Annotated in this window: 23 protein-coding genes; 15 read left to right on the forward strand and 8 right to left on the reverse strand. The window is 68.5% G+C overall.

All coding sequences use genetic code 11. The features are described 5' to 3' along the window. Positions 1-230: 230 nt before the first annotated feature. Entirely contained in the window at positions 231-1,613 is a 1,383-nt protein-coding gene (locus CSC65_RS04015; RefSeq protein WP_238390279.1) for a class II fumarate hydratase, read from the forward strand. A 54-nt stretch (positions 1,614-1,667) separates the two neighbouring features. Here the strand turns inward: CSC65_RS04015 and CSC65_RS04020 are convergent, their stop codons facing one another. From CSC65_RS04020 to CSC65_RS04050, 7 genes are read right to left on the reverse strand one after another with little or no spacing between them, the layout of a single operon-like run. Next, positions 1,668-2,387: a YggN family protein gene (locus tag CSC65_RS04020; protein ID WP_202922825.1), complete on the reverse strand. Its 720-nt coding sequence runs from the start codon at positions 2,385-2,387 to the stop codon at positions 1,668-1,670. A gap of 16 nt (positions 2,388-2,403) precedes the next feature. Then, a complete protein-coding gene (locus CSC65_RS04025) occupies positions 2,404-3,081 on the reverse strand; it encodes a hypothetical protein (RefSeq protein WP_162408696.1) in 678 nt (225 codons plus the stop codon). A gap of 18 nt (positions 3,082-3,099) precedes the next feature. Next, positions 3,100-3,933 carry a DUF4097 family beta strand repeat-containing protein gene (locus tag CSC65_RS04030; protein WP_162408697.1) on the reverse strand — a complete coding sequence of 278 codons (834 nt, stop codon included), beginning with the start codon at positions 3,931-3,933 and terminating at the stop codon, positions 3,100-3,102. Between the two features lie 25 nt (positions 3,934-3,958). Next, positions 3,959-4,966: an ABC transporter permease gene (locus tag CSC65_RS04035; protein WP_162408698.1), complete on the reverse strand. Its 1,008-nt coding sequence runs from the start codon at positions 4,964-4,966 to the stop codon at positions 3,959-3,961. After that, entirely contained in the window at positions 4,963-5,853 is an 891-nt protein-coding gene (locus CSC65_RS04040) for an ABC transporter ATP-binding protein (protein WP_162408699.1), read from the reverse strand. Before CSC65_RS04040 ends, CSC65_RS04035 begins: the two co-directional genes overlap by 4 nt. Further along, on the reverse strand, positions 5,853-6,215 hold the full coding sequence (locus CSC65_RS04045) for a GntR family transcriptional regulator (protein WP_162408700.1): 363 nt from the start codon (positions 6,213-6,215) through the stop codon (positions 5,853-5,855). The genes CSC65_RS04040 and CSC65_RS04045 overlap by 1 nt, the downstream gene beginning before the upstream one ends. A 2-nt stretch (positions 6,216-6,217) precedes the next feature. Continuing rightward, the gene (locus CSC65_RS04050) at positions 6,218-6,466 is read right to left on the reverse strand and encodes a hypothetical protein (protein WP_162408701.1); all 249 of its coding nucleotides are present in this window, start codon (positions 6,464-6,466) and stop codon (positions 6,218-6,220) included. Positions 6,467-6,588: 122 nt separating this feature from the next. On the opposite strand from CSC65_RS04050, the gene CSC65_RS04055 reads away from it, so the two are divergent. From CSC65_RS04055 to recJ, 12 genes are all read left to right on the forward strand, one after another. Next, positions 6,589-7,152, forward strand: coding sequence for a glutathione peroxidase (locus CSC65_RS04055; protein ID WP_425501305.1), 564 nt, complete (start codon positions 6,589-6,591; stop codon positions 7,150-7,152). A gap of 88 nt (positions 7,153-7,240) precedes the next feature. Further along, entirely contained in the window at positions 7,241-8,176 is a 936-nt protein-coding gene (locus CSC65_RS04060) for an FKBP-type peptidyl-prolyl cis-trans isomerase (protein WP_162408702.1), read from the forward strand. A gap of 24 nt (positions 8,177-8,200) precedes the next feature. Next, positions 8,201-9,553 carry a UDP-glucose dehydrogenase family protein gene (locus tag CSC65_RS04065; RefSeq protein WP_162408703.1) on the forward strand — a complete coding sequence of 451 codons (1,353 nt, stop codon included), beginning with the start codon at positions 8,201-8,203 and terminating at the stop codon, positions 9,551-9,553. Positions 9,554-9,570: 17 nt separating this feature from the next. Then, on the forward strand, positions 9,571-9,813 hold the full coding sequence (locus tag CSC65_RS04070) for a SlyX family protein (protein WP_162408975.1): 243 nt from the start codon (positions 9,571-9,573) through the stop codon (positions 9,811-9,813). A 59-nt stretch (positions 9,814-9,872) separates the two neighbouring features. Then, positions 9,873-10,556, forward strand: a complete 684-nt coding sequence (locus tag CSC65_RS04075; protein ID WP_162408704.1) for a DUF2058 domain-containing protein — start codon at positions 9,873-9,875, stop codon at positions 10,554-10,556. Between the two features lie 118 nt (positions 10,557-10,674). Further along, complete coding sequence (dapB, locus tag CSC65_RS04080) at positions 10,675-11,400, forward strand: 4-hydroxy-tetrahydrodipicolinate reductase (protein WP_162408705.1); 726 nt, start codon at positions 10,675-10,677, stop codon at positions 11,398-11,400. A gap of 186 nt (positions 11,401-11,586) precedes the next feature. After that, the gene (gene carA / locus CSC65_RS04085) at positions 11,587-12,708 is read left to right on the forward strand and encodes a glutamine-hydrolyzing carbamoyl-phosphate synthase small subunit (RefSeq protein ID WP_162408706.1); all 1,122 of its coding nucleotides are present in this window, start codon (positions 11,587-11,589) and stop codon (positions 12,706-12,708) included. Positions 12,709-12,758: 50 nt separating this feature from the next. Further along, a complete protein-coding gene (locus CSC65_RS04090; protein WP_162408707.1) occupies positions 12,759-14,666 on the forward strand; it encodes a S9 family peptidase in 1,908 nt (635 codons plus the stop codon). A gap of 30 nt (positions 14,667-14,696) precedes the next feature. Then, positions 14,697-17,939 carry a carbamoyl-phosphate synthase large subunit gene (gene carB, locus CSC65_RS04095; RefSeq protein WP_162408708.1) on the forward strand — a complete coding sequence of 1,081 codons (3,243 nt, stop codon included), beginning with the start codon at positions 14,697-14,699 and terminating at the stop codon, positions 17,937-17,939. Further along, positions 17,936-18,412 carry a transcription elongation factor GreA gene (greA, locus tag CSC65_RS04100; protein WP_162408709.1) on the forward strand — a complete coding sequence of 159 codons (477 nt, stop codon included), beginning with the start codon at positions 17,936-17,938 and terminating at the stop codon, positions 18,410-18,412. The genes carB and greA overlap by 4 nt, the downstream gene beginning before the upstream one ends. Beyond that, the gene (locus CSC65_RS04105; protein ID WP_162408710.1) at positions 18,412-19,377 is read left to right on the forward strand and encodes a phosphoglycerate mutase; all 966 of its coding nucleotides are present in this window, start codon (positions 18,412-18,414) and stop codon (positions 19,375-19,377) included. The genes greA and CSC65_RS04105 overlap by 1 nt, the downstream gene beginning before the upstream one ends. Then, positions 19,377-21,101 carry a single-stranded-DNA-specific exonuclease RecJ gene (gene recJ / locus CSC65_RS04110; RefSeq protein WP_162408711.1) on the forward strand — a complete coding sequence of 575 codons (1,725 nt, stop codon included), beginning with the start codon at positions 19,377-19,379 and terminating at the stop codon, positions 21,099-21,101. Before CSC65_RS04105 ends, recJ begins: the two co-directional genes overlap by 1 nt. A gap of 21 nt (positions 21,102-21,122) precedes the next feature. On the opposite strand, the gene CSC65_RS04115 is transcribed toward recJ, so the two are convergent. Further along, a complete protein-coding gene (locus CSC65_RS04115; protein WP_162408712.1) occupies positions 21,123-22,319 on the reverse strand; it encodes an acyltransferase in 1,197 nt (398 codons plus the stop codon). A gap of 154 nt (positions 22,320-22,473) precedes the next feature. On the opposite strand from CSC65_RS04115, the gene CSC65_RS04120 reads away from it, so the two are divergent. Then, positions 22,474-23,355: a LytTR family DNA-binding domain-containing protein gene (locus CSC65_RS04120; protein ID WP_162408713.1), complete on the forward strand. Its 882-nt coding sequence runs from the start codon at positions 22,474-22,476 to the stop codon at positions 23,353-23,355. Positions 23,356-23,573: 218 nt separating this feature from the next. After that, the gene (locus CSC65_RS04125; RefSeq protein WP_162408714.1) at positions 23,574-25,130 is read left to right on the forward strand and encodes a fumarate hydratase; all 1,557 of its coding nucleotides are present in this window, start codon (positions 23,574-23,576) and stop codon (positions 25,128-25,130) included. The last annotated feature ends 56 nt before the right edge of the window (positions 25,131-25,186 follow it).

Consider the following 25,186-nt stretch of genomic DNA (forward strand, 5'->3'; position numbering starts at 1 on the left):
GCGGAAGGGAGCGTTCAAGTTTAACGCGCCGGGCCGGATCGGGGCCTGGCGTATGCTGGCTGCCCCGCCAGCCGCCGGTGTCACCGGCCGCCCGCCGTGGTCCATCCCCGCTGGAGACGGTCATGAGCAAGACCCCTGCAAGGCCCCGTGCGAAGGCGTCCCCGCGCGCCAGCCGGTCCACCGCCGCATCGGCGCCCGGCAGTCCCCGCACCCGCATCGAACACGACAGCATGGGCGAGCTGCAGGTGCCCGCCGACGCCCTGTGGGGCGCGCAGACCCAGCGCGCGGTGCAGAACTTCCCGATTTCGGGCAGGCCGATGCCGCGCGGCTTCATCCGCGCGCTGGGCCTGGTCAAGGCCGCGGCCGCCGAGGTCAACGCCGGGCTGGGCCTCTTACCGAAGAACGTGGCCACCGCCACCCGCGCCGCGGCGCTCGAGGTGGCTGCGGGCGCGCATGACGCCCACTTCCCGGTGGACATCTACCAGACCGGTTCGGGCACCTCGTCGAACATGAATGCCAACGAGGTGATCGCCGCGCTGGCCAATGCGTCGGGCAAGGCTGGCAAGGGCCAGGTCCATCCCAACGACCACGTCAACCTGGGCCAGAGTTCCAATGACGTCATTCCGACCGCGATCCGCGTGTCGGCGCAGCTGGCCGTGGTCGAGGACCTGCTGCCGGCGCTCCGGCACCTGCGCAAGACCATCGAGAAGCGCGGCCGCGAGCTGCGCCGGGTGGTCAAGACCGGTCGCACCCACCTGATGGATGCGATGCCGCTGACCTTCGAACAGGAGTTCGGCGCGTGGGCGTCGCAGCTCCGCTCGGCCGAGGAGCGCATCGGCGACAGCCTCAAGCGCCTGCGCCGCCTGCCGCTGGGCGGCACCGCGATCGGCAGCGGCATCAATGCCGATCCGCGCTTCGGCGCGCGCGCGGCACGGGCGCTTTCGGTCCTGTCGGGCACCCGCTTCGAGAGCGCATCCGACAAGTTCGAGGGCCTGGCCGCGCAGGACGACGCGGTCGAGCTGTCCGGCCAGCTCAATGCGCTGGCGGTGGCCCTGATCAAGATCGCCAATGATCTGCGCTGGATGAATGCCGGACCGCTGGCCGGGTTGGGCGAAATCGAGCTGCCGGCGTTGCAGCCCGGCAGTTCGATCATGCCGGGCAAGGTCAATCCGGTGATCCCGGAAGCCACGGTCATGGTCGCCGCGCAGGTGATCGGCCACCACACCGCGATCACCATCGCCGGCCAGACCGGCAACTTCCAGCTCAACGTGACCTTGCCGTTGATCGCAGCCAACCTGCTCGATTCCATCGGCCTGCTGGCGAACGTGTCCACGCTGCTGGCCGACTCGGCCATCGCCGGGCTGAAGGTGCGGCCGGAGCGCATCCGCGAAGCGCTGGCGCGCAATCCGATCCTGGTGACCGCGCTGAATCCGGTGATCGGCTATGAGAAGGGCGCGGCGATCGCCAAGCAGGCCTACAAGCAAGGAAGGCCGGTGCTGGAGGTGGCGATCGAAGTCACCGGGTTGCCGGCGAAGACGCTGGCGGCGCTGCTCGACCCGGCGGTGCTGGCCAAGGGCGGCATCCATGGCAAGCCGGGCGGTGGTGGCGGCTGAAGCCCGGCGGCGGCGCGGCCGCCTGCAGCGATGAGCAGGCGGCGCGCGTTCCGGTCAGTTCCCGGGTCGCGCCGCGGCAGCGTCGGCCTCGGCGGCTGCGTCCATGTTGTGCTTAGCGTCCGGAGCCACCTCGGTCAGGTCGTCTGATCCGCCGCCGACGTTGACGTTGAAGTTGCCGTCCTCGCCGCATTCGTCGATGTCGCCCTGGTCCATCGTCGCGTAGGGCTGGAAGGCGGGCAGGGCGGCGGCCAGCGCCTGCTGCGAGGCGAGCAGCGGCGCCAGGCGTTCGCAGATCTTCTGCGCCTCGACCTCGATCTGCTTGCCGCGCGCTTCCATTTCCTGGCCAAACTTCTCGCTGTCGCCCTGGAAGACGCTCTTCAGCGCGCCGGTGGCCGCCTCGATCCCCAGGTCCGCGCCCTGCATGCCGACCGCGATGCCGGCCTGGGCGACCGACACCAGGTTGGCGCGATGGGCCAGCAGCAGCTTGCGCTGCGCGTCGTCGACCGGGACCGGCTTGCCATCGACCAGGAAGTCGCCCTGCGGGCTGATCTCGGCCTTGGGCTTGTCGGACTGTTCGCCGACGCGGATGTTCTCGGTCGCCAGCTTGCGGCTGGCCTGCGCCATCGCTTCCTGGATCTTCCGGCCCAGGGCCGTGTTCGCCGTCGCGGCGGAAGCCGCGCTGCCGCCATCGGCGGGCGTGGGTGCCGGTTCGTCCCTGCCGCAGGCAGCGAGCGGCAGCATGGCCACGAGGGCAAGAGCGTGGAAATGTCGCATGGTCTGTTCCTCTCCTCTAGTTCAGTGCGAATTCGCGGCGGATCTCGTCTTCGCAGTCCTGGACATCGTCGGCCTGGAGCGTGGCGTACGGCCGGAACTGCGGCAGGCTGGCGGCCAGCTGCTGCTGGCTGTCCAGCAAAGCGGGGAGGCTGCGGCAGATCTGCACGACACCGGGTTCGATCGAAGCCTTGATCGTCTTCTCAAGGTTGCGTTCGAGGCTGCCGGTCATGGCGCTGAGCATCAGGCTGAACAGGCCGCGGTCGACCGCCTCCAGGGCCATCTGCGCGCTGCGTTCGCCGATGTCGATGCCGGCCATCGCGATGTCGATGACCTGGCCGCGATATTCCAGCAGCTCCCTGCGCTGTCGTTCGTTGACGGCGACCGCCTTGCCATCGAGCAGGAAGTCGCCAAGCGGGGTGATTTCCGCCTTGGGCAAGGTCGCGTCGTCCTTGCGCTTGCGCTCGCCGGACTTGCCGAAATTCAGGTTGTCCCGTCCCACTTCCAGGTTGCCCTGCTGCAGTTCTGCGCGGGCAGTAGCCAGTTCCCGGCGGACTTCCTTGCGCGCCTCGGCCATCTCGGCGCTGATTTCTTCCTGGATGCTGCGTTCCTGCGGCGGCGCTGCGTGGGCGGCCACCGGGAACAGGCCTGCCAGCAGCAGCGGCAGCAGCGATCGACGGATATGCGTGCGTTCCATGGCGTTCTCCCGGGGGGTTCAGTCGCGGCGCGGCAGGTCGATCTGACCGGTCACGCCACTGTGGTCGACATCGCCGCTGCCGATCGAGCCGACCGACAGGGCGCCCGCGCCGCGCACTTCCAGGTTGCCCGAGCCGATCGACTCGGCCCGCACGCGGCCGCTGACATTGCGCAGTTCCGCATCGCCGGAGCCGATCGAGCCGATCTTCACGTCGCCACGCGCGCCGTCCAGCTTGAAGTCGCCAGAGCCAATACTGCCGACTTCGGCTGCTCCACCCACGTTGCGCGCCTTTACATCGCCCGAACCGATCGAAAGCACCTTGAGCGAACCGCCGCCGTCGAGTTCGACGTCGCCGGAACCGACCTTGGCGGTCACCAGGCCACGGATGCCGCGCAGCTTGGCATCGCCCGAGCCCACGTCCGCGCTGGCCGCCGCGCCGCCGTCCAGCGATGCGTCGCCCGAGCCGACATCGAGCTGGACCAGCACGCTGTCGGGCACCGTGCCGGCGATGTCCAGCCAGGCGTAGTTGTCGCCGAACAGGCTCGACAGGCCTGCCTCCTTCTCGCGGCGCACCTTCACCACCAGCGTGTCGCCCTTCTTTTCCTGGGTGACGGTCAGGTCGTCCAGCCATTGCGGCTTGCTGGCGCAGGCGCGGCCCTTCAGTTCGTGGCTGCCGCCGGGCGCGGCGCGCAGCACCAGGTTGTGCTGGTTGACCTCGAAGCGCACCGTTTTGACGCCAGCCAGGTCCAGGGTGAGCTGGCGCGCGGCCGAATGGGTGCAGTGGTCGTCGGCCAGCGCCGCCGTGGGGGCGATCAGGAGCAGGCCGAACAGTCCGAGCAGGGTGGGGCGCATGGTGTGTCTCCGGATACGTGTCGGGTCAGGCTTCGTCGCGCCAGCGGCGCAGGCGGATCGCGGCGGCGATGAAGGCCACGCCGATCACCGCGCCGATCCACAGGTCCGCCGTCGCGAAGGCATGCCAGCTGCGGGTCAGGTCGATCGCACCGGACAGGTCGTCGGGCGTGTTGATGTGCACCGACGGATCCACCACGCCGCCGATCGCCGGGTACCAGCCACCGGGCACCACGCTCAGCAGGCCGCGGTAGACCACCGTGTACCAGACCTTGTCGTGGGCGATGTCCACGCCCGGCAGGATCGTCATCATGCTGATCACCACGCAGACCAGCACCGGCACCAGCACCGCCCACAGGAACGGCTTGGAGCGCGCCCAGGCCGAGCAGAACATCAGCCAGCCCACGGTCGGCAGCGCCCACACCATGTACACCGGCAGCGAAGCCAGCACGCCGCCGATGATGCGCAGCGGATGCGACTGGGTGAACACGGCATGGGCGGCGGGCAGTCCGTTGACGGTGATGGTCAGCGCGGAGATCACCCACAGGGCCACGCCGATCAGCAGGCCCACGCCGATCGCCCACAGCGGCGCCAGCACCAGCGCCCAGGCGGCCTTGGACAGGACCATCTGCGAATCGGAGACCGGCAGCGACTTCCAGAACAGGACGCTGCGGTCGCGACGGTCGTCGTACAGCGAGCCGAGCGCGTAGAAGAAGACCACGAAGGCCAGCACGACGCAGGCCAGCAGCACGCCGCCGAGCAGCATGCCATCGCCCATCGCGCCCAGGGCGTCGGCGATCTGGTGCGCGTCGGTGCCGTCGTCGAACACGAAGCCGCTGCTGCCCATGCTGCGGCGCGCGGCAATGCTGCCGATTACCGCCAGGATCAGGTTCAGGCCGACGATAATCGCGCCGGTGATCAGCGGCGCCCAGAAGAAGCCGCCGCGGTTCTCCCAGTACTCGCGCTTGAGCAGCCACTTGAACTTGGCCGTGTCGTGCGGCGGGGTGTGGGTGGGGCTGGGGTTCAGTGCGTTCATGCGTAGGTCCCCTTCATGATGGCGACGAACAGGTCGGCCAGACCGGGCTTGCGGGTTTCGCCGAGTGTGGCGAGCTGGGTCTGCGGCACGCCGTCATAGAGCAGTACGGTCTTGCCGAACGGCAGGCCGCGCTCGTCGATCGGCTTGAGCGCGCGCGCCGCTTCGACCCGGTCGGCGCCGACCAGCACTTCGGTGTAACGCTCGGCCACGTCGTCCATGGGCGAGGACAGCACCATCCGGCCGTCGCGGATGAACAGCACGTCGGTGAGGATGTGCTCGATCTCCTCGACCTGGTGGGTAGTGACCAGGATGGTTTTTTCCTCGTCGAAGTAATCCTCCAGCAGGCGCTGGTAGAACTGCTTGCGGTAGAGGATGTCCAGGCCCAGGGTCGGTTCGTCCAGCACCAGCAGGCGCGCATCGATGGCCATCACCAGGGCCAGGTGCAGCTGCACGATCATGCCCTTGGACATCTCGCGCACGCGCAGCTTCGGGTGCAGCTGGGTGTTGGCCAGGAAACGCTCGCACTTGGCCCGGTCGAAGCGCGGGTGCACGCCGGCGACGAAGTCGATCGCCTCGCTTACACGCATCCAGCGCGGCAGCACCGCCACGTCGGCGATGAAGCAGACATCGTTCATGAGCTCGTCGCGCTGGGTGCGCGGATCCTTGCCCAGCACCGTCAGCTGGCCCTCGAACGGGGTCAGGCCCAGGATCGCCTTGAGCGCGGTGGTCTTGCCGGCGCCGTTGGGGCCGATCAGGCCGACGATCCGGCCGGCGCCGATATCGAAATCGGCACCGGAGACGGCGACCTTGTTCTTGTAGGCCTTGCGCAGGCCACGGGCGGTGACGACCGCGCCGGTGCCTCGGGTTTCGGGAGCGACAGCGTTCATCAGTGGTTCCCCAGAGGATTGAGCAGGTCTTGCACGGACAGGCCCAGGCGCTGGATGCGCTCGGCGACGGCCGGCCATTCGTCCTTCAGGAAGCGCTCGCGCTCGTTGCTGCGCAGCTGCTTGGAGGCTTCCTCGGTCACGAACATGCCCAGGCCGCGCCGCTTCTCCACCAGGCCCTCGTCGGCCAGCTCCTGGTAGGCGCGGGAGACGGTGATCGGGTTGAGCTGGTACTCGGCGGCCACCTGGCGGACCGAAGGCAGGGCCTCGCCGGGTTTCAGGATTCCGTCCAGCATCATGGCGATCACGCGGTCCTTCAGCTGGCGGTAGATGGGAGCGCCGTCGCTCCACTGGATGTCACTCATGGTCAACCCCGTGAGCGCAGCGACTGCGCAAAGGAGAAATAGGGCATGGTCGAAGAGGCGCGGAGCCTGCGCGCCGGCCGCTCCGCGGCCGCGTCCAGGTCCGCGTCGCCGCGTGTCGCGGCGGCCTCGGCGAGTCCATAATCACCACGGCGTCCATCGTGGTCGGGCAGCCACCGGGTCGTTCCCACGACCACCATGGCCAGGCCCAGGGCCATGAACCAGGAGCGGTGGGCTGACAGGATGCGTTTCATGCGGGTGTCCTGCGTTGGATGACTGGTGTTGTATTCAACTATAACACCTAAACACGTCATGTCAACCATCACCTGCCCAACTGATGGCCTATATAGGTGCCGTTCTTCGTCAGGAGCTCCCCATGTCGTTGAAGTCAATGATTTTCAAGGCTTTGTTGCTGGTCGTGGCCGTGCCTGCGGTCGCTGCTGCACCGGCATTGCTGGATGTGGAATACCGCCCGCTGGCGTCCAAGACGGCGGTCAACCTGAACGCCCAGCAGGGCGGCAAGGTCCTGCTGGTGGTCAATACCGCCAGCAAGTGCGGCTATACGCCGCAGTTCGAAGGCCTGGAAGCGCTGCAGAAGCGCTACGGGGCAGAAGGGTTTTCCGTGCTCGGTTTCCCGTCCAACGATTTCCGCGGCCAGGACCCGGGATCGGAAAAGGAGATCCAGGAGTTCTGCACGCTCACCTACGGGGTGAAGTTCCCGATGTACGAGAAGGTGCACGTCACCGGTCCGGAAACCACCGCGCTGTACCGTCGCCTGCATGACGCCACCGGCGTGTCGCCCGGCTGGAACTTCCACAAGTACCTGGTCTCGCGCGACGGACGGGTCGTCGGCAACTGGCCGAGCAAGGTCACGCCGGAGGATCCGGGGCTTGTCGCGGCGATCGAGCGCGAGCTGAAGGCGCCTGCGCCGAAACGTTGAGGGCGGGCGCTGTACTACTTCGCGCATGCGACAATGGCGCCGCGCCGGCCTCGCCGGTGGACCGAACAACCCCTCAGGGAATCAACGAATGAACAACCGCATGCGCGGCGCCCTGGCGTCGCTGGTGATGGGAGCAAGCATGATGGCGGGAACTGCCGTGGCACAGGACAAGACGACGCTGGCGACCGAGAAGGACAAGGTGAGCTACGCGATCGGCCTGGACGTGGCGCGTTCGTTCCAGCCGATCGCACAGGACATCGATTTCGCCGCCATGCAGCGCGGGATCGACAACGCGCTGGCCGGCGGCAAGCCGCTGTTGTCCGAGGAGCAGGCGCAGGCGACCCACATGGGCTTGCAGGCCGCGGTGGCCGCGCGCTCCGGGCAGCGCGTCCCGGGCATGCCGCCGGGTAGCGAGCCGCCGGTGCCGTCGAAGGAGCAGGTCGGCCTGCTGGTCGGTGGAAGCATGGTGGGTCCGTCGCTGCAGCCGCTCAAGGACGAAGTCGACACGGCGGTGCTGATGCAGGCCGTGCGTACCAGCCTGGGCAAGACCGGCACGCCGCTGATGAACGAGCAGGACGCGATGGCGACCATGCAGGCGTTCATGACCCGCAAGCAGAAGGGTGCGGGGGACAAGAACCGCGCCGATGGCGCCGCGTTCCTGGCCAAGAACCGCTCCGCCAAGGGCGTGCTCAGCACGCCGTCGGGCCTGCAGTACATGATCCTGCGCGAGGGCAGCGGCCAGCGTCCGCTGGCCAGCGACACGGTGCGGGTCAATTACGAGGGCAAGCTGCTCGACGGCACGGTGTTCGACAGCTCCTACGCGCGCGGCGAGCCGGTCGAATTCCCGCTCAATCGCGTCATCGCCGGCTGGACCGAGGGCGTGTCGCTGATGCCGGTGGGCGCGAAGTACCGCTTCTGGATCCCGTCGGACCTGGCCTACGGTCCGGAGGGCGCGGCGGGCGGCAAGATCGGCCCGAACGCGACCCTGACCTTCGACGTGGAGCTGCTGGGCATCGCCCAGTAAGCCTCCCGGCAGGCACACGCCGCAATGCGCGTCGCGATCTTCGGCACCGGCTATGTCGGCCTGGTCACCGGGGCCTGCCTGGCCGCGGTGGGCCACGACGTGGTCTGCGTCGACGTTGACGCGGCCAAGATCGAGGGCCTGAAGAAGGGCGTGGTCCCGATCTACGAGCCGGGCCTGGAGTCGATGGTCCGCGCCAGCCAGGCGGCTGGCCGGCTGCACTTCAGCACCGATGCGGCCGTCGCCGTCGCGCACGGCGAAATCCTGTTCATTGCCGTGGGCACGCCGCCCGGCGAGGACGGCAGCGCCGACCTGAAGTACGTGCTGGCCGTGGCGCACACCATCGGCCGGCACATCGAGCGACCGGTGGTGGTGGTGGACAAGTCGACCGTGCCCGTGGGCACGGCCGATCGGGTCCGCGATGCCATCGCCGCCGAGATGGCCGCGCGCGGCGCCGACGTGGCGTTCGACGTGGTCTCCAATCCGGAGTTCCTGAAGGAGGGAGCTGCGGTGGCCGACTGCATGCGTCCTGACCGGATCATCATCGGCGCCGACAACCCGGCCGCGGTGGCGCGGATGCGTCGCCTGTATGCGCCCTTCAACCGCAACCACGACCGTTTCGTGGTGATGGACGTCCGTTCGGCCGAACTGACCAAGTACGCGGCCAACGCCATGCTCGCGACCAAGATCAGTTTCATGAACGAGATGGCCAACATCGCCGAGCGGGTAGGGGCGGACGTGGAGGCGGTGCGCAAGGGGATTGGTTCCGATCCGCGGATCGGGTGGCACTTCATCTATCCCGGTGCCGGGTATGGCGGCTCGTGCTTCCCCAAGGACGTGCAGGCACTGGCGCGCACCGCCGAGCAGCACGGCTACTCACCTCAATTGCTCGAGGCTGTGGAGTCGGTGAACGAGCGGCAGAAAGGCCGGCTGTTCGAACTGGTCCAGCACCACTACGACCGGGGGGAAGACGAAGGCGTGCGCGGCAAGGTGTTCGCGGTGTGGGGCCTGGCATTCAAGCCCAACACCGACGACATGCGCGAGGCCTCCAGCCGGCGGCTGCTGGCGCAGCTGTGGGAAGCCGGCGCGACGGTCCGTGCCTACGACCCCGAGGCGATGGACGAGGCGCGGCGCATTTTCGGCGAGCAGGAGGGCCTGGTCCTGTGCGATTCGGCGCACGCGGCGCTGGACGGCGCCGATGCGCTGGTGGTGGTGACCGAATGGAAGGAATTCCGCAGCCCGGATTTCGCGCGGCTGCACGCGGCACTGGGTGACGCGGTGGTGTTCGACGGCCGCAACCTGTACGAACCCGAAGAGATCGAGGCCGCCGGCCTGGCCTACTACGGCATCGGCCGCGGTCGCTCGGTGCGCACGCCATGAGCCCGGCACAGATCCCCATGCCCGGCTTCGGCGGCGACGGTCCGCTCGAGAGCGGACTGGACCAGCGCCTGGTGGAGCTGGAAACGCGGCTCGCATTCCAGGAGCACGCGTTGAACGAACTGAGCGAGGCCCTGGCCGATGCGCGCCGTGAAAGCGCGCGCAGCGAGGCCCTGCTGCAGGCGGTCCTGGCCGACCTGCGCGGCCTGCGCGGTTCGCTGTATTCCGATCCGGCCAGCGAACCGCCGCCGCCGCACTACTGATCTACTTTCCTATTTCCCGGCCCGATCCGCGGCCATTGCGACCGTCCCACGCCACGAAGATGACCGATACCCTCCGCGACCAGCTGCTCACCCTGGGCTTCAAGGCACCGGCGCCGCCCGAGCGAAAATCCCGGGAAGGCAACGACCACAGGGGCTCCGGCAAGCCCGTGCACGGCAAGCCCGCGCATGGCCGGCCCGCACACGACCGGCGTGGCCCGCAGGGCAGAGGGCAGCCGCAACCCGCCGGGCGCCCCGGTGGCGCAGGCGAGCGCACGCCTCGCGGACCGCGCGGCCCCGGCCCGTCGCAGCCCAGGTCCGGCGAGATGGACCTGGGCAAGGCCTACGCATTGCGCGCCCAGCACGAGAAGAACCAGCGCATCGAGGAGGAGCGGCAGAAGCAGGAAGAAGCGCGCCAGCGCCGTGAAGCACGGGCCAGGCTCGAGCAGCTCCTACAGGGCAAGGGCCTGAACGATGAGGCCGCCGAGATCGCCCGTCACTTCGAGTACGGCGGCAAGATCAAGCGGATATACGTCACCGCACCGCAGCTCACTGCGCTCAATGCCGGCGAGCTGGGCGTGGTCCAGGTCAATGGCCGCTACCTGCTGGTCGACGCTTCCGTCGTGGCCGAGGCCGAAACGGTGTTCCCGCAGGCCGTGGCCTTGCGGGTCGACCCGGATGCGCCTGCCGGCGACGATCCCTATGCCGATCCGCGCTACCAGGTGCCTGACGACCTGGTCTGGTGAGCGACTCCTGAGCCTGCACCCTAGCCGGATGCGACGTGTATCCGACGGCATGGTTGCGCGCGTTACCACGTCGCATCGCTTGCCCGCGGACCGTCCCGCCCGCTAGCCTGCCGGGCCTATGGATAACCCCCTGCGCGTTCTCATCCACGGCGCCTCCGGGCGCATGGGCCAGGCCCTGCTGCGCCTGGCCGGCGAAGCCCCGGGCCGCTGGCAGGTGGTCGCGGCGGTGACCCGCCGCCCGCCGGCGCAACGCGGGGTCGACGGGGGGCCTTTCTTCGGGTCTGCCGAACTGCCGGGCGCGCCCGCATTCGACGTGGCGATCGACTTCAGCCTGCCGGAGGGGCTGGGCCCGGTGCTGGAGCTGTGCGTGGCACGCCGCTGTCCGCTGGTCTCGGGCACGACCGGGCTCGAGGACGGGCAACGGCAGGCGATCAAGGCTGCCGCGACCCAGGTCCCGCTGTTGTGGGCGTCCAATTTCAGCATCGGCGTCGCCGTCCTCGACGAACTGGTCGAGCGCGCCGCGCGCGCGTTGCCGGGCTGGGACTGCGACATCGTCGAGTCGCACCATGTGCACAAGAAGGACGCGCCATCCGGGACCGCGCTCACCCTGGGCGATTCCGCGGGGCGTGGCGGCGCAGAGCCGCGCTACGCCAGCCTGCGGGCCGGCGACATCGTCGGCGAGCACCTGGTCCAGTTTGCCGGGCAGGGCGAGCGGGTCGAGCTGGTGCACCGGGCGACGAGCCGCGACATCTTCGCGCACGGCGCGTTGCAGGCCGCCAGCGGGCTGCATGGGCGGGACGCGGGGCTCTACTCGATGCGCGGGCTGCTCTTCGGCGACAGCTGAATGCGCGGCCCCGGCGGACCCGCGGCAGTGCCCGCGGCGTTCCCTTTTTCGACCTTCGCCGGTACAATTCCCGCTCGCCTGTTACCCCAAACCACGGACCGGAGAGAAACCGAGTCCGCGGTTTTCTGCAGCCCGGCTCCGACGCGCCGGGTAGCGACAGGGCTCCCCCACACCAAGGCGAACGACGTGACCCAACCCGCAATCCTCGTCCTCGAAGACGGCACCGTGTTCGAGGGTGAATCCGTAGGCGCCAGCGGCCTGTCGGTGGGCGAGGTGGTGTTCAACACCGCCATGACCGGTTACCAGGAGATCGTCACCGATCCCTCCTACGCCCGCCAGCTGGTCACGCTCACCTATCCCCATATCGGCAACACCGGCTGCACCAGCCAGGACGACGAGGCCGCCAAGGTCTGGTCGGCCGGCCTGATCGTGCGCGACGTACCGCGCCGCCCGAGCAGCTGGCGCAGCGAGGTGTCGCTGCAGGATTGGCTGATCACGCGAGGCGTGGTCGCCATTGCCGGCATCGATACCCGCAAGCTGACCCGCATCCTCCGCGAGCGCGGCGCCCAGAACGGCGCGCTGATGGCCGGCGAGGGCCTGGACGTTGCGCAGGCGCTGGAAGCGGCGCGCAAGTTCCCCGGCCTGAAGGGCATGGACCTGGCCAAGGTGGTCAGCACCGCCGAGCGCTACTCGTGGACCGAGGGCCAGCTCGACCTGGACCGCAACGCGTTCGTCCGTGCCGAGCCGAAGTTCAAAGTCGTCGCCTACGACTTCGGCGTGAAGACCAACATCCTGCGCATGCTCGCCGAGCGCGGCTGCGAAGTGACCGTCGTCCCGGCACAAACCCCCGCCGCCGACGTGCTGGCGATGTCGCCGCACGGCGTGTTCATGTCCAACGGCCCCGGCGACCCGGCACCGTGCGACTACGCGATCGAGGCCATCAAGGCGTTCGTGGCGAAGAAGGTGCCGCTGTTCGGCATCTGCCTGGGCCACCAGCTGCTGGCGCTGGCCGCCGGCGCGCAGACCGTGAAGATGGGCCATGGCCACCATGGCGCCAACCATCCGGTGATCGACATCGACAGCGGCCGGGTGATGATCACCTCGCAGAACCACGGTTTCGCCGTCGACGAGACGACGTTGCCGGGCAACGTGCGCGTGACCCACCGATCCCTGTTCGATGGAACCAACCAGGGCATCGAGCTGACCGACGCGCCGGCGTTCTCGTTCCAGGGACATCCGGAAGCTTCGCCCGGGCCACATGACGTGGCACCGCTGTTCGACCGTTTCGTGGCGTCGATGGCCGGTTGATCCCCGCCAGGCGCCGTCCGATGGAATCCATGCACAACAGGAGTAAGGGAATGCGACTGCTGAAAGGGATGCTGCTGGTGACGATGCTGGTGCTCGGCTTCAACGCCGGCGCGCGCGAAGTTCCGATCCAGGATTTCTTCAAGGATGCGGAGTTCACCGCGCTGAGCCTGTCGCCCGATGGCAAGCACATGGCCGTGACGGTGCCGCAGGAAGACCGGACCGTGCTTGCGGTTCTGCGCGTCGCCGACAAGGGCGTGGTCGGCAAGTGGGACTTCGGTCCGGACCGGCATTTCCGCCAGGTCTACTGGGTCAACAATGATCGCCTGCTGTTCACCGTCACCTTCAAGACCGGGCGCTTCGATTTCGAGACGTCGAAAGGCGACATGTATGCGTCGAACATCGATGGCACCCAGCGCATCGACATTCCCAACGGTGCCTACTACAACATCGTCAGCCTGACGCCCGAAGATCCGCGCACGATCTTGGTCGAGCGCTCTGTCGAAACGTCGTATCTGTCCAAGCTCGATATCTATAACGGGCGACTGGTCACCGTGGCGACTGCGCCAGTGGAGCAGGGTAGTTTCCTGGTCGACCACGAGCGCAACCCGCGCTATGTCTGGGGCGCGATGAACGATGGCACCAACGTCACCTACCGCCGCGATGGCGACAAGTGGACTCAGGTGCATCGTAGCGAGCGCAACGGCGCCACTTACCGCCCGATCGGCTTCGCGGGTGACAACCGCCACGTCTACATGGCCAAGGGCGTGGACGGGAAGCCGGAGTCGATCGTCCTGCTGGACAGCGAGACCCGCGAGGAAGAGCAGCTGTCCAGCAACGGGACGGTCAGTCCTTCCGCCTTGCTCTGGAGCAGCGACCGCAAGACGTTGCTGGGCGTCCAGTACGAGGATGGCATCCCTTACTGGGACTGGATCGCCCGCGACCATCCGGAAACCCTGGCCTATGCTGGCCTGGTCAAGGCCTTCCCGGGGAAGGCGATCAGCTTCCTTCGCCCCTCCGATGATGGCCGTTTCCTGGCCATGCGCGTGTATTCGGACCAGCAGCCGCCGGAAGCCTTCCTGTTCGATCGGCAGGCGGGCAAAGCCAGCTTCCTGACCGGCAGCATGGAATGGATCAAGCCTGCGGAGATGTCGCAGATGAAGCCGATCAGCTTCAAGGCCCGCGACGGGCTGGAGCTGCATGGTTTCGTGACGATTCCGGCGGGTAGCAATGGCAAGAACCTCCCGCTGATCATCAACCCGCATGGCGGCCCGCACGGTCCGCGCGACGAGTGGGGATTCAATCCGGAAGTGCAGCTGCTGGCCAATCGCGGCTACGCGGTGCTGCAGGTCAACTATCGCGGCTCCGGCGGTTACGGCAACGCGTTCGAAGGCCTGGGCTACCGCAAGTGGGGCACGGTGATGCAGGACGACCTGACCGACGCGGTGAAATGGGCCGTGGCCCAGGGCATCGCCGATCCAAAGCGGGTCTGCATCTATGGCGCGTCCTACGGCGGCTACGCGGCACTGATGAGCGCCGTGCGCGAGCCCGATCTGTACCAGTGCACGGTGGGTTACGTCGGTGTCTACGACCTGGATGCCCAGCGCAGTTCGGACATCGGCGACCACGAAGCCGGCCGCAACTACCTCAAGGATGTCTATCCGCCGACCAAAGCCGAGCGCGTGGCGCAATCGCCCGCGTACGGGGTGGACAGGCTGAAGGCCCCGGTGATGCTGGTCCATGGCGCCAAGGACCAGCGCGTGCCGATCAAGAACATGAATTTCCTGATCGACCAGATGGGCAAGGTCGGCAAGCAGCCCGAGGTCGTGGTGGTCGAGTCCAAGGAGGGCCACGGCTTCCGTGACGTGCAGAACAACGTGAACCTCTATACGAAGATGCTGGCCTTCTTCGACAAGCACATCGGCCCCGGTGCGACCAGCGCCCCGGCCGGAAGCCCCTGAGTCCCCCACAGGGAACAAGCAGAGAACGAAATGCCAAAGCGCAGCGATATCCAGACCATCCTCATCATCGGCGCCGGCCCGATCGTCATCGGCCAGGCCTGCGAGTTCGACTACTCGGGCGCGCAGGCGTGCAAGGCGCTGCGCGAGGAGGGTTACCGCGTGGTCCTGGTCAACAGCAATCCGGCCACGATCATGACCGACCCGGATACCGCCGACGCGGTGTACATCGAGCCGATCAACTGGCAGACGGTCGAGAAGATCATCGCCAAGGAAAAGCCCGATGCGCTGCTGCCGACGATGGGCGGGCAGACCGCGCTGAACTGCGCGCTGGACCTGGCCGAGCACGGCGTGCTGGAGAAGTACGGCGTCGAGCTGATCGGCGCCAAGCGCGACGCGATCCGCATGGCCGAGGACCGCGAGCTGTTCCGCGTGGCAATGGGCGAGATCGGTCTGGAGTGCCCCAAGGCCGAAGTCGCGCGCACGCTCGAGGAAGCGCTGGATATCCAGACCCGCGTCGGCTACCCGACGATCATCCGCCCCAGCTTCACCCTGGGCGGCAGCGGCGGCGGTATCGCCTACAACCGCGAGGAACTGATCGACATCGTCAACCGCGGCCTGGAGCTTTCGCCGACCACCGAGGTGCTGGTGGAAGAATCGGTGCTGGGCTGGAAGGAGTTCGAGATGGAAGTGGTCCGCGACACCGCGGACAACTGCATCATCGTCTGCTCGATCGAGAACCTCGATCCGATGGGCGTGCACACCGGCGACTCGATCACCGTGGCCCCGGCGCAGACCCTGACCGACAAGGAGTACCAGCGCCTGCGCGATGCCTCCATCGCGGTGCTGCGCAAGATCGGCGTGGACACCGGCGGTTCCAACGTGCAGTTCGGCATCAACGCGCAGACTGGCCGCGTGGTGGTGATCGAGATGAATCCGCGCGTGTCGCGGTCCTCCGCGCTGGCGTCGAAGGCGACCGGGTTCCCGATCGCCAAGGTCGCCGCCAAGCTGGCGGTGGGCTACACCCTTGACGAGCTCAAGAACGAAATCACCGGCGGCCTGACCCCGGCTTCGTTCGAGCCGGCGATCGATTACGTCGTCACCAAGATCCCGCGCTTCGCGTTCGAGAAGTTCCCGCAGGCCGATGCGCGCCTGACCACCCAGATGAAATCGGTGGGCGAGGTGATGGCGATGGGCCGCACCTTCCAGGAATCGATGCAGAAGGCCCTGCGCGGGCTGGAAACCGGCAAGGTCGGTTTCGACCCCACCGGCCTGGACCTGGCCGACGAGGACGACCTGATCAAGCTGCGCCGCGAGATGAAGGCGCCGGGTCCGGAGCGCCTGTTCTACGTGGCCGACGCCTTCCGCGCTGGCATGAGCGTAGAGGACATCCACGCGCTGTCGTTCATCGACCCGTGGTTCCTCGACCAGATCGAGGAGATCATCGGCGAGGAAAAGAAGCTCGCCGCCGAGGGCTTGGACTCGCTCGACGCCGCGCGCCTGCGCAAGCTCAAGCGCGCCGGCTTCTCCGATGCGCGCCTGGCCCAGCTGGCAGGCACCAACGAAGCCGCGATCCGCGCCCTGCGCCGCGCGCACAAGGTGCGCCCCGTGTACAAGCGCGTGGACTCGTGTGCCGCCGAATTCTCCACCAGCACTGCCTACCTGTATTCGACCTACGAGGACGAGTGCGAGGCGCAGCCGACTGATCGCGACAAGATCATGATCCTGGGCGGCGGTCCGAACCGCATCGGCCAGGGCATCGAGTTCGACTACTGTTGCGTGCACGCCGCGCTGGCGCTGCGCGAGGATGGTTACGAGACCATCATGGTCAACTGCAACCCGGAGACCGTGTCCACCGACTACGACACCTCCGACCGCCTGTACTTCGAGCCGCTCACGCTCGAGGACGTGCTGGAGATCGTCGAGCTCGAGCAGCCCAAGGGCGTGATCGTGCAGTACGGCGGGCAGACGCCGCTGAAGCTGGCGCGTGCGCTCGAAGCCAACGGCGTGCCGGTGATCGGCACCTCGCCCGATTCGATCGACCTGGCCGAGGACCGCGAGCGCTTCCAGCAGCTGGTCGACAAGCTCGGCCTGAAGCAGCCGCCGAACCGCATCGCCCGCAATCCGGACGAGGCGCTGGTCCTGGCCCGGGAGATCGGCTATCCGCTGGTGGTGCGCCCGAGCTACGTGCTCGGCGGCCGCGCGATGGAAATCGTGTATGGCGAGTCGGACCTGGCCCGCTACGTGCGCGACGCGGTCAAGGTGTCCAACGATTCGCCGGTGCTGCTGGATCGCTTCCTGGACAACGCGGTCGAGGTCGACGTCGACCTGATCGCCGACTCCACCGGCGCGACGTTCATCGGCGGCGTGATGGAGCACATCGAGGAAGCCGGCGTGCATTCGGGCGACTCCTCGTGCTCGCTGCCGCCGTATTCGCTGTCGGCCGCGACCCAGGACGAGCTGCGCCGCCAGGTCATCGAACTGGCCCGGGCGCTGAAAGTCGTGGGCCTGATGAACACCCAGTTCGCGATCCAGTCCAATGACGACGGCGACGACACCGTCTACCTGCTGGAAGTGAACCCGCGCGCCTCGCGCACCGTGCCGTTCGTGTCCAAGGCCACCGGCGTGTCGCTGGCCAAGATCGCCGCGCGCTGCATGGCCGGCACTTCGCTGACCGAACAGGGCGCGACCAAGGAAGTGGTGCCGGATTACTACTCGGTGAAGGAAGCGATCTTCCCGTTCGCCAAGTTCCAGGGCGTGGATCCGATCCTCGGCCCCGAGATGCGCTCCACCGGCGAGGTGATGGGCGTGGGCCGCAGCTTCGGCGCGGCGATGGCGCGTGCGCAGGAGGCCGGTGGGATCAAGGCGCCCACGCCGGGCAAGGCCTTCGTGTCGGTGCGCGATCCGGACAAGAAGCGCGTCCTGCCGGTCGCGCAGGCGCTGATCGAGCGCGGCTTCAGCATCGTGGCCACCCGTGGCACCGCGGCCTGGCTGCAGGAGCATGGCGTGGAGTGCGGCGTGGTGAACAAGGTCGCCGAGGGGCGTCCGCACATCGTCGATTCGATCAAGAACGGCGAGATCGCCTACATCGTCAACACCACCGAGGGCCGCGCGGCGATCGCCGACTCGTTCTCGATCCGGCGCGAGGCGTTGCAGCAGCGCGTGACCTATTCGACCACCATTGCCGGGGCCAAGGCCCTGGTGCATTCGCTTGAATTCCGCGGCACCGGGCCGGTCTGGTCGCTGCAGGAGCTGCACAAGGAGCTGCAGGCATGAGGGCGCCGATGACGCTGCAGGGCGCCGTGCGCCTGCGCGAGGAACTGGACCACCTGAAGTCGGTGAAGCGGCCGGAAGTGATCGCCGCGATCGCCGAGGCCCGCGCCCATGGCGACCTCAAGGAGAACGCCGAGTACCACGCCGCGCGCGAGCAGCAGGGCTTCATCGAGGGCCGGATCAAGCAGCTCGAGGGCGAGCTCTCGCACGCCGACCTGATCGACGTGGCCAAGCTCAACGCCGGCAGCAAGGTGGTGTTCGGCGCGACCGTGACCCTGGCCGACGTCGAGACTGACGAGGAAGTCCGCTACCAGATCGTTGGCGACCTGGAAGCGGACATCAAGCAGGGCCAGATCGCGATCTCCTCGCCGGTGGCGCGTGCGCTGATCGGCAAGGAAGAGGGCGACGAAGTCGTGATCGACGCGCCCGGTGGCAAGCGCGAGTACGAAATCGCCGGCGTCGCCTACCTCGGCTGATGGCGACCATCACCCTGCTGCTGCCGGAGCGGACGCGTTTGCCGGGTCCGTTGCCGGCGGCGATCGGCCGGGTGCTGGGACGTGCCGACCGCCGGGACGGTGAAGCCGGCGCGCGTGCGCAGCTGCGCCGCCATTTCCGCCTGTTGCCCGACCACTGGCCGGTCGCCGCGCTGACCCGGCTGGTGGATGCCGGCGACAACGCGGCCGGTGCCGGCGGCAATGCGGCGGACGTGTGGCTGCGCGCCGACCCGGCGCATATCGCACCCGACATCAACGGCGCGCGCCTGCTCGGATGGGGCGAGGGGCTGGGCATCGAGGCGCAGGACGCGCGCGCTTTCCTGCCCGCGCTGCGGCCCCTGTTCGGCGACGCCGGCTTCCAGCTCGATGCGCCGCATCCCGCGCGCTGGTACCTGCGCCTGCCAGAGGGCACGCGCCTGCCGGCGCTGCCGGGTCCCGACGAAGCGTTGGGCGAAGACCTGTTCGCCACGTTGCCGCAGGGCGACGATGCCGCTGCGCGCCGCTGGCGCGCCCTGATCACCGAAGTGCAGGTCGTGCTGCACCAGCATCCGCACAACCGCGAACGCGCCGCGCAGGGCAAGCCCGCGATCAATGCGCTGTGGTTCTGGGGTGCGGGCAGGCTGCCCACGGCAGTGGAGTCGCGTTACCTGCACGTGCGCAGCCCGGACACGCTCCTGCAGGCGCTCGCGCGCATGGCCGGTGCGGCGATCAGTGCACCGGATGGCGCCGAGGGTGCACCGGCCGGCGACAGCCTGGTCGACATGCGGCGGATGCGCAGCCTGGACCTGCTGGGCACGCAGGTGTTGCCGCCGCTGCTGGAGTCGATGGCGCGGCGCGAGTTCGACGCGCTGGAGCTGGATTTCGAGGACGGCACCCGGTTGGGCCTGCACCATGGCCAGCGGCGCTGGCAGTTCTGGCGCACTCCGATGCCCGCGCTGGCGCCCTGATGGCTGCGCCGCGGATCGTCCGTCGCGCCGAGGTGGACATCGGTGGCCCGTGGCCGGATTCGATCCCGCCGCTGCTGCGTCGCCTGTACGCCGCCCGCGGCGCCGGCAGCCCCGACCTGGCGCGTCCACGCTTGTCCGGCCTCCTGCCCCCCGATGCGATGGAGGGAATGGACCTCGCCACTTCACTGCTGCAGGCGGCGATGGCGGAGGACCGCCACATCGTGGTGGTCGGCGATTTCGACTGCGATGGCGCCACCGCCTGCGCCACCGGCGTGCGCGGACTGCGCCTGCTCGGCGCACGGCGGGTGTCGTACGCGGTGCCCAACCGCATGGTCCACGGCTACGGCCTGTCGCCGGCGCTGGTGGAAGAGCTTGCCGCCCTGCAGCCCGACCTGCTGCTGACCGTCGACCATGGCATTGCCTGCCACGCCGGCATCGAGGCAGCGCGTGCCCATGGCTGGCAGGTCGTGGTCACCGACCACCACCTGCCCGGGCCGCGCTTGCCGGCTGCCGATGCGATCGTCAATCCGAACCTGCCCGGCGATGCGTTCCCGAGCAAGGCGCTGGCCGGCGTGGGCGTGGTGTTCTACCTGCTGCTCGCACTACGGCGAAAGCTGCGCGACGCCGGTGCGTTCGAAGGTGGCGAGGCGCCCGACCTGGGCGCGCTGCTGGACCTGGTAGCGGTCGGCACCGTCGCCGACCTGGTGCCGCTGGATGCGAACAATCGCACGCTGGTGGCAGCAGGCCTGCGCCGCCTGCGCTCGGGCCAGGGCTGCGCAGGCTTGAATGCGCTGATCGCAGCATGCGGTCGCGAACAGGCGCGGCTGACCGCCAGCGACATCGGTTTCGCGATCGGGCCGCGACTCAACGCCGCCGGGCGGCTCGAGGACATGGCGCTGGGCATCGAATGCCTGCTGACCGACGATGCGCAACGCGCGGGCGAGCTGGCCACACTGCTCAACGGCATCAATGCCGAGCGCCGTGCCGTGCAGCAGGACATGACCGACGATGCCGAAGCCGCATTGTCGCGGGCGATGCTGGCGGAAACGGACGTGCCGCTGGCGCCGTGCCTGTTCGACGCGGAGTGGCACCCCGGGGTGATCGGGCTGGTCGCCTCGAAGATGAAGGAACGGCTGCACCGTCCGGTGCTCGCCTTCGCCCCGTCCGAGCCCGGCAGCGACCTGCTGCGCGGTTCGGCGCGGTCGATTCCCGGCTTCCATATCCGCGATGCGCTGGCGGCGGTGGATGCGGCGAACCCCGATCTGGTCCAGCGCTTCGGTGGCCATGCGATGGCCGCGGGCCTGACCCTGGCGCTGGCCAACCTGCCCGCGTTCGAACAGGCCTGGCAGGCACATGCCGCGCAGGTGCTCGACGACGGCCTGCTGCAGGCCGAAATGCTCAGCGATGGCGAGCTGCGCCCGCAGGAGTTCGACCGCTTCCATGCCGAGGCACTGCGCGACGGCGGGCCGTGGGGGCAGGGATTCCCCGAGCCGCTGTTCGACGGGCTGTTCGAGGTGCTGGACTGGCGCGTGGTTGGCGAGCGCCACCTCAAGCTGACGCTGCGGCATCCCGACAGGCGCGAGCCGCTGGCGGCGATCCACTTCGGTGGCTGGCAGGGGCAGCCACCTTCGACCCATGCGCACCTCGCGTACCGCCTGGCGCCGGACGACTACCGCGGCGGGCAGGCGGTCCAGCTCGTCGTGGAGCATCGCGCCCAGGCCTGACGGGGCGCTGCCCGTCCCGCGTCACGCAGCTTCCGGATGATCCTCGTGCCGTGGCACCCGGGTGCGCGGCGCGGCGCGCTTCAATCCGAACAGCGGTCGCAACCAGCCGATCCTGCGGACGATTCCGTAGGCCACGAAGCACAGCGCGAAGGTGGCGAGCACCAGCAGCGGTCCTTCCAGCAGTACCGGCAGGTCCAGCGGGCGCAGGTACACGGCGAGCAGCACGATCACCGTCTGGTGGAGGATGTAGACCGGGAACACCGCTTCGGCCAGCCAGCGCCGCGCCGGGCTGTCGGCGGGTGCATGCCGCCGGGCGAAGCCGAGGATCGCCACGATCGCGCCCCACTGCTGCACCGACCACAGCAGGCGCTGCAGCTGGCGCAGGTATTCCGGCGGTTCCGTTCCGTCGCTGTAGTGGCCGAAGTACCAGGCGATGAAGGCCCAGCTGGCGAGCGTCGCCGCGAGTGCGGCCCAGCGGGCGCGCTCGATCCGTTCCCACAGCGGGCCGGGCCGGGCGATGGCGAAGCCGAGCAGGAACAGCGGCAGGTACTGGGCGTGGTTGTACCAGTCGTCGACCAGGGCATGGGTCGATTCGAAGCGGGCAACGAGCAGGAAGCGCGCCGCGGCCAGCCAGGCCAGCGGCCACAGCAGTCCGGCCGGATGCGACAGCAGGGCGCGCAGGCGCTCGGCCACGGTCCCGGTCGCGCCGGGCGCGAAGCGCAGCAGCACCCACAGGACCACCGTGTAGCACCACAGGTAGGCGACGAACCATAGGTGGTTCCAGGTCGGCAGGTCCAGGCAGTCGCCGTCGCGGCAGAACGTACCGTCGCCGGCCAGGTAGCGCGCCCAGAATGCCAGGTAGCCGTCGTGATAGCCGCCGGGAAGCTTCTCGACCACCTCGAAGTAGGACTGCGGCGGCACGATCACCAGCATGCCGAACACCAGCGGCAGCAGCAGGCGCCACGAGCGCGGGCCGACGAAGCGGGCGCCGTCGCGCCGGCAACGGTCCCAGAGGAACGCGGTCGCCGCGCCGGAGACCAGGAACAGCAGCGACAGCCGCCAGGGCGAGGACAGCAGCATCAGCGGCTCCAGCGCGTGGCTGGCGTGCGGGCTGTTCACATGCCAGTCCCAGGTCACGTAATACATGCCGACGTGATAGAGGACGAGCACGCCGAAGGCGCAGATGCGGATCCAGTCGAGGTCGTAGCGGCGTTCCATGGGCGGCGTTCGGCGGGGCGGGGCGCCCAAGGTGCATCCGTCAGGCACGCCGCGTGCTGGAGAGGTGACCGGTGGCGGGGCGGGAGGGACGAATCGTGGACCGCAGTGACGGGCCGGCTGGGGCGATGGCGGCGCGCTCCGTAGAATGCGCGGCATGTCCGTGACCCGTCCCACGCCGTACGAACGCTACCTGCCCTGGCGCCGCTGGATGGAGGTCGGGTACTGGGTCGGCATGACCGTCGTGAATGCGGTCGGCAACAGCTACACGGTGATCGTCGACATCCGCAAGAACGGACTGGGATACGCGGCGTGGGAGCCGGTGGTCTGGGAGTGGTCGAGCGGACTGATGTGGCTGGCGCTGGTGTGGCCGATCGTCTGGTTCAGCCGCCGCTTCCCGATCCACTGGGACAACTGGTGGCGGCAGCTGCCCTGGCATTTCCTGGCCAGCGTGGTGGTATCGCTCGTCCACGTGCTGGGGATGGTCGGCCTGCGTACGCTGGCCTATGCAAGCCAGGGCCAGGTCTACGAGTTCGGCGACTGGCCGCGCGAGCTGTTCTACGAGTACGTCAAGGATGTGCGCAGCTACATCGGCATCGTGGTGCTGGTCAGCTTCTACCGGCTGCTGCTGCGGCGCCTGCAGGGCGAGGCCAGCCTGCTCTCCGAACCGGACGAGGGACCGCCGGTGGAGCCGGTCGAGCGCCCCGAGCGCTTCCTGGTGCGCAAGCTGGGCCGCGAGTTCCTGGTCGCCGCCGGCGACATCGAATGGCTGCAGGCGTCCGGCAACTACGTGAACCTGCGCGTGCGCGGCCACGACTACCCGCTGCGGACCACGATCGCCGGGATCGAGGCCCGCCTGGATCCGCGCGTGTTCGCCCGCGTCCACCGCAGCTACATCGTCAACCTCGGCCAGGTCGCCTCGATCGAGCCGCTGGATGCGGGCGAGGCGCGCCTGCACCTGCGCGACGGCACCGTGCTGCCCTGCAGCCGCCGCCATCGGCAGGAACTACGCGAGCGCATCGACAGCGGCGCCAGCTGATCCTTCGCCGCGACCGGCCTTCCGGGCGGATCCTTCCGGCGGCCGGGGCGTCCCGTGGAGCAGGGCTTGCCCGGCTGCTGCCTCCAAAGCCCTGCGATGAAGGCAGCCGGCGAGGTCCGGCTCTACGCGACACGGAACGCCCCGTGTCGCCCGTACGACCGGCCGGGACGCTGGTTTGGCCTAAAATGGGCGGGTTATCCGCCCGCCATGAGCCAGCCGTGACCGCTTCCCGCCCCGCCAGCGCTTCTTCCGCCCCGGTATCGATCCGCCAGGATGACCTGATCCAGTCCGTCGCCGACGCGCTGCAGTACATCAGCTACTACCACCCGGTCGATTACATCCGGAACCTCGCTGCCGCCTACGAGCGCGAGGAATCGCCGGCGGCCAAGGACGCGATGGCGCAGATCCTGATCAACTCGCGCATGTGCGCCGAAGGCCACCGCCCGATCTGCCAGGACACCGGCATCGTCACCGTGTTCCTCGAGATCGGCATGAACGTGCGCTGGGACGACGCGACCATGGGCGTGGAGGACATGGTCAACGAGGGCGTGCGCCGCGCCTACAACCACCCGGACAACAAGCTGCGCGCCAGCGTGCTGGCCGACCCGGCCGGCAAGCGGCAGAACACCAGGGACAACACCCCCTCGGTGGTCAACGTGAAGGTCGTTCCGGGCAACACCGTGGACGTGATCGTCGCGGCCAAGGGTGGCGGCTCGGAGGCGAAGTCCAAGTTCGCCATGCTCAATCCATCGGATTCGATCGTCGACTGGGTGCTGAAGACCGTGCCGACCATGGGCGCGGGCTGGTGCCCGCCGGGCATGCTCGGCATCGGCATCGGTGGCACCGCCGAGAAGGCGATGCTGCTGGCCAAGGAGGCGCTGATGGAACCGATCGACATCACCGACCTCAAGGCCCGCGGTGCGTCCAGCCGCGCCGAGGAACTGCGCCTGGAGCTGTACGAGAAGGTCAACGCGCTGGGCATCGGCGCGCAGGGCCTGGGCGGCCTGACTACGGTGCTCGACATCAAGGTCAAGGATTACCCGACCCACGCCGCGAACCTGCCAGTGGCACTCATCCCGAACTGCGCGGCGACCCGCCATGCGCACTTCACCCTCGACGGCAGCGGCCCGGTTGCACTCGACCCGCCTTCGCTGGAGGACTGGCCGACGCTGACCTACAACCCGGCCAACGCACGCCGCGTCGACCTGGACACGATCACCCGCGAGCAGGTGGCGACCTTCAAGCCGGGCGAGGTGCTGCTGCTCAACGGCAAGCTGCTGACCGGCCGCGACGCTGCGCACAAGCGCATGATCGACATGCTCAACCGGGGCGAGAAGCTGCCCGTCGATTTCACCAACCGATTCATCTATTACGTCGGCCCGGTCGATCCGGTACGCGACGAAGTGGTGGGTCCGGCCGGTCCGACCACGGCCACGCGCATGGACAAGTTCACCCGGCAGATGCTCGAGCAGACCGGCCTGCTGGGCATGGTCGGCAAGTCCGAGCGCGGCGACGCGGCGATCGATGCGATCCGCGACAACAAGGCCGTGTACCTGATGGCCGTCGGCGGCTCGGCCTACCTGGTGTCCAAGGCGATCAAGGCCAGCAAGGTGCTCGCCTTCGAGGACCTGGGCATGGAGGCGATCTACGAATTCGAGGTCAAGGACATGCCGGTGACGGTGGCGGTCGATTCGGCCGGCGAATCGGTGCACAAGACCGGGCCGAAGGAATGGCAGGCGCGGATCGCCGGGATCCCCGTCGTGGTCGAAGCCTGAGCCATCGCAAAACGCCGAAGCCGGCCTCGCGCCGGCTTCTTTCTTCCCGCACCAGA

Source organism: Pseudoxanthomonas daejeonensis (genome assembly GCF_010093205.1).
Taxonomy (GTDB): Bacteria; Pseudomonadota; Gammaproteobacteria; order Xanthomonadales; family Xanthomonadaceae; genus Pseudoxanthomonas; species Pseudoxanthomonas daejeonensis.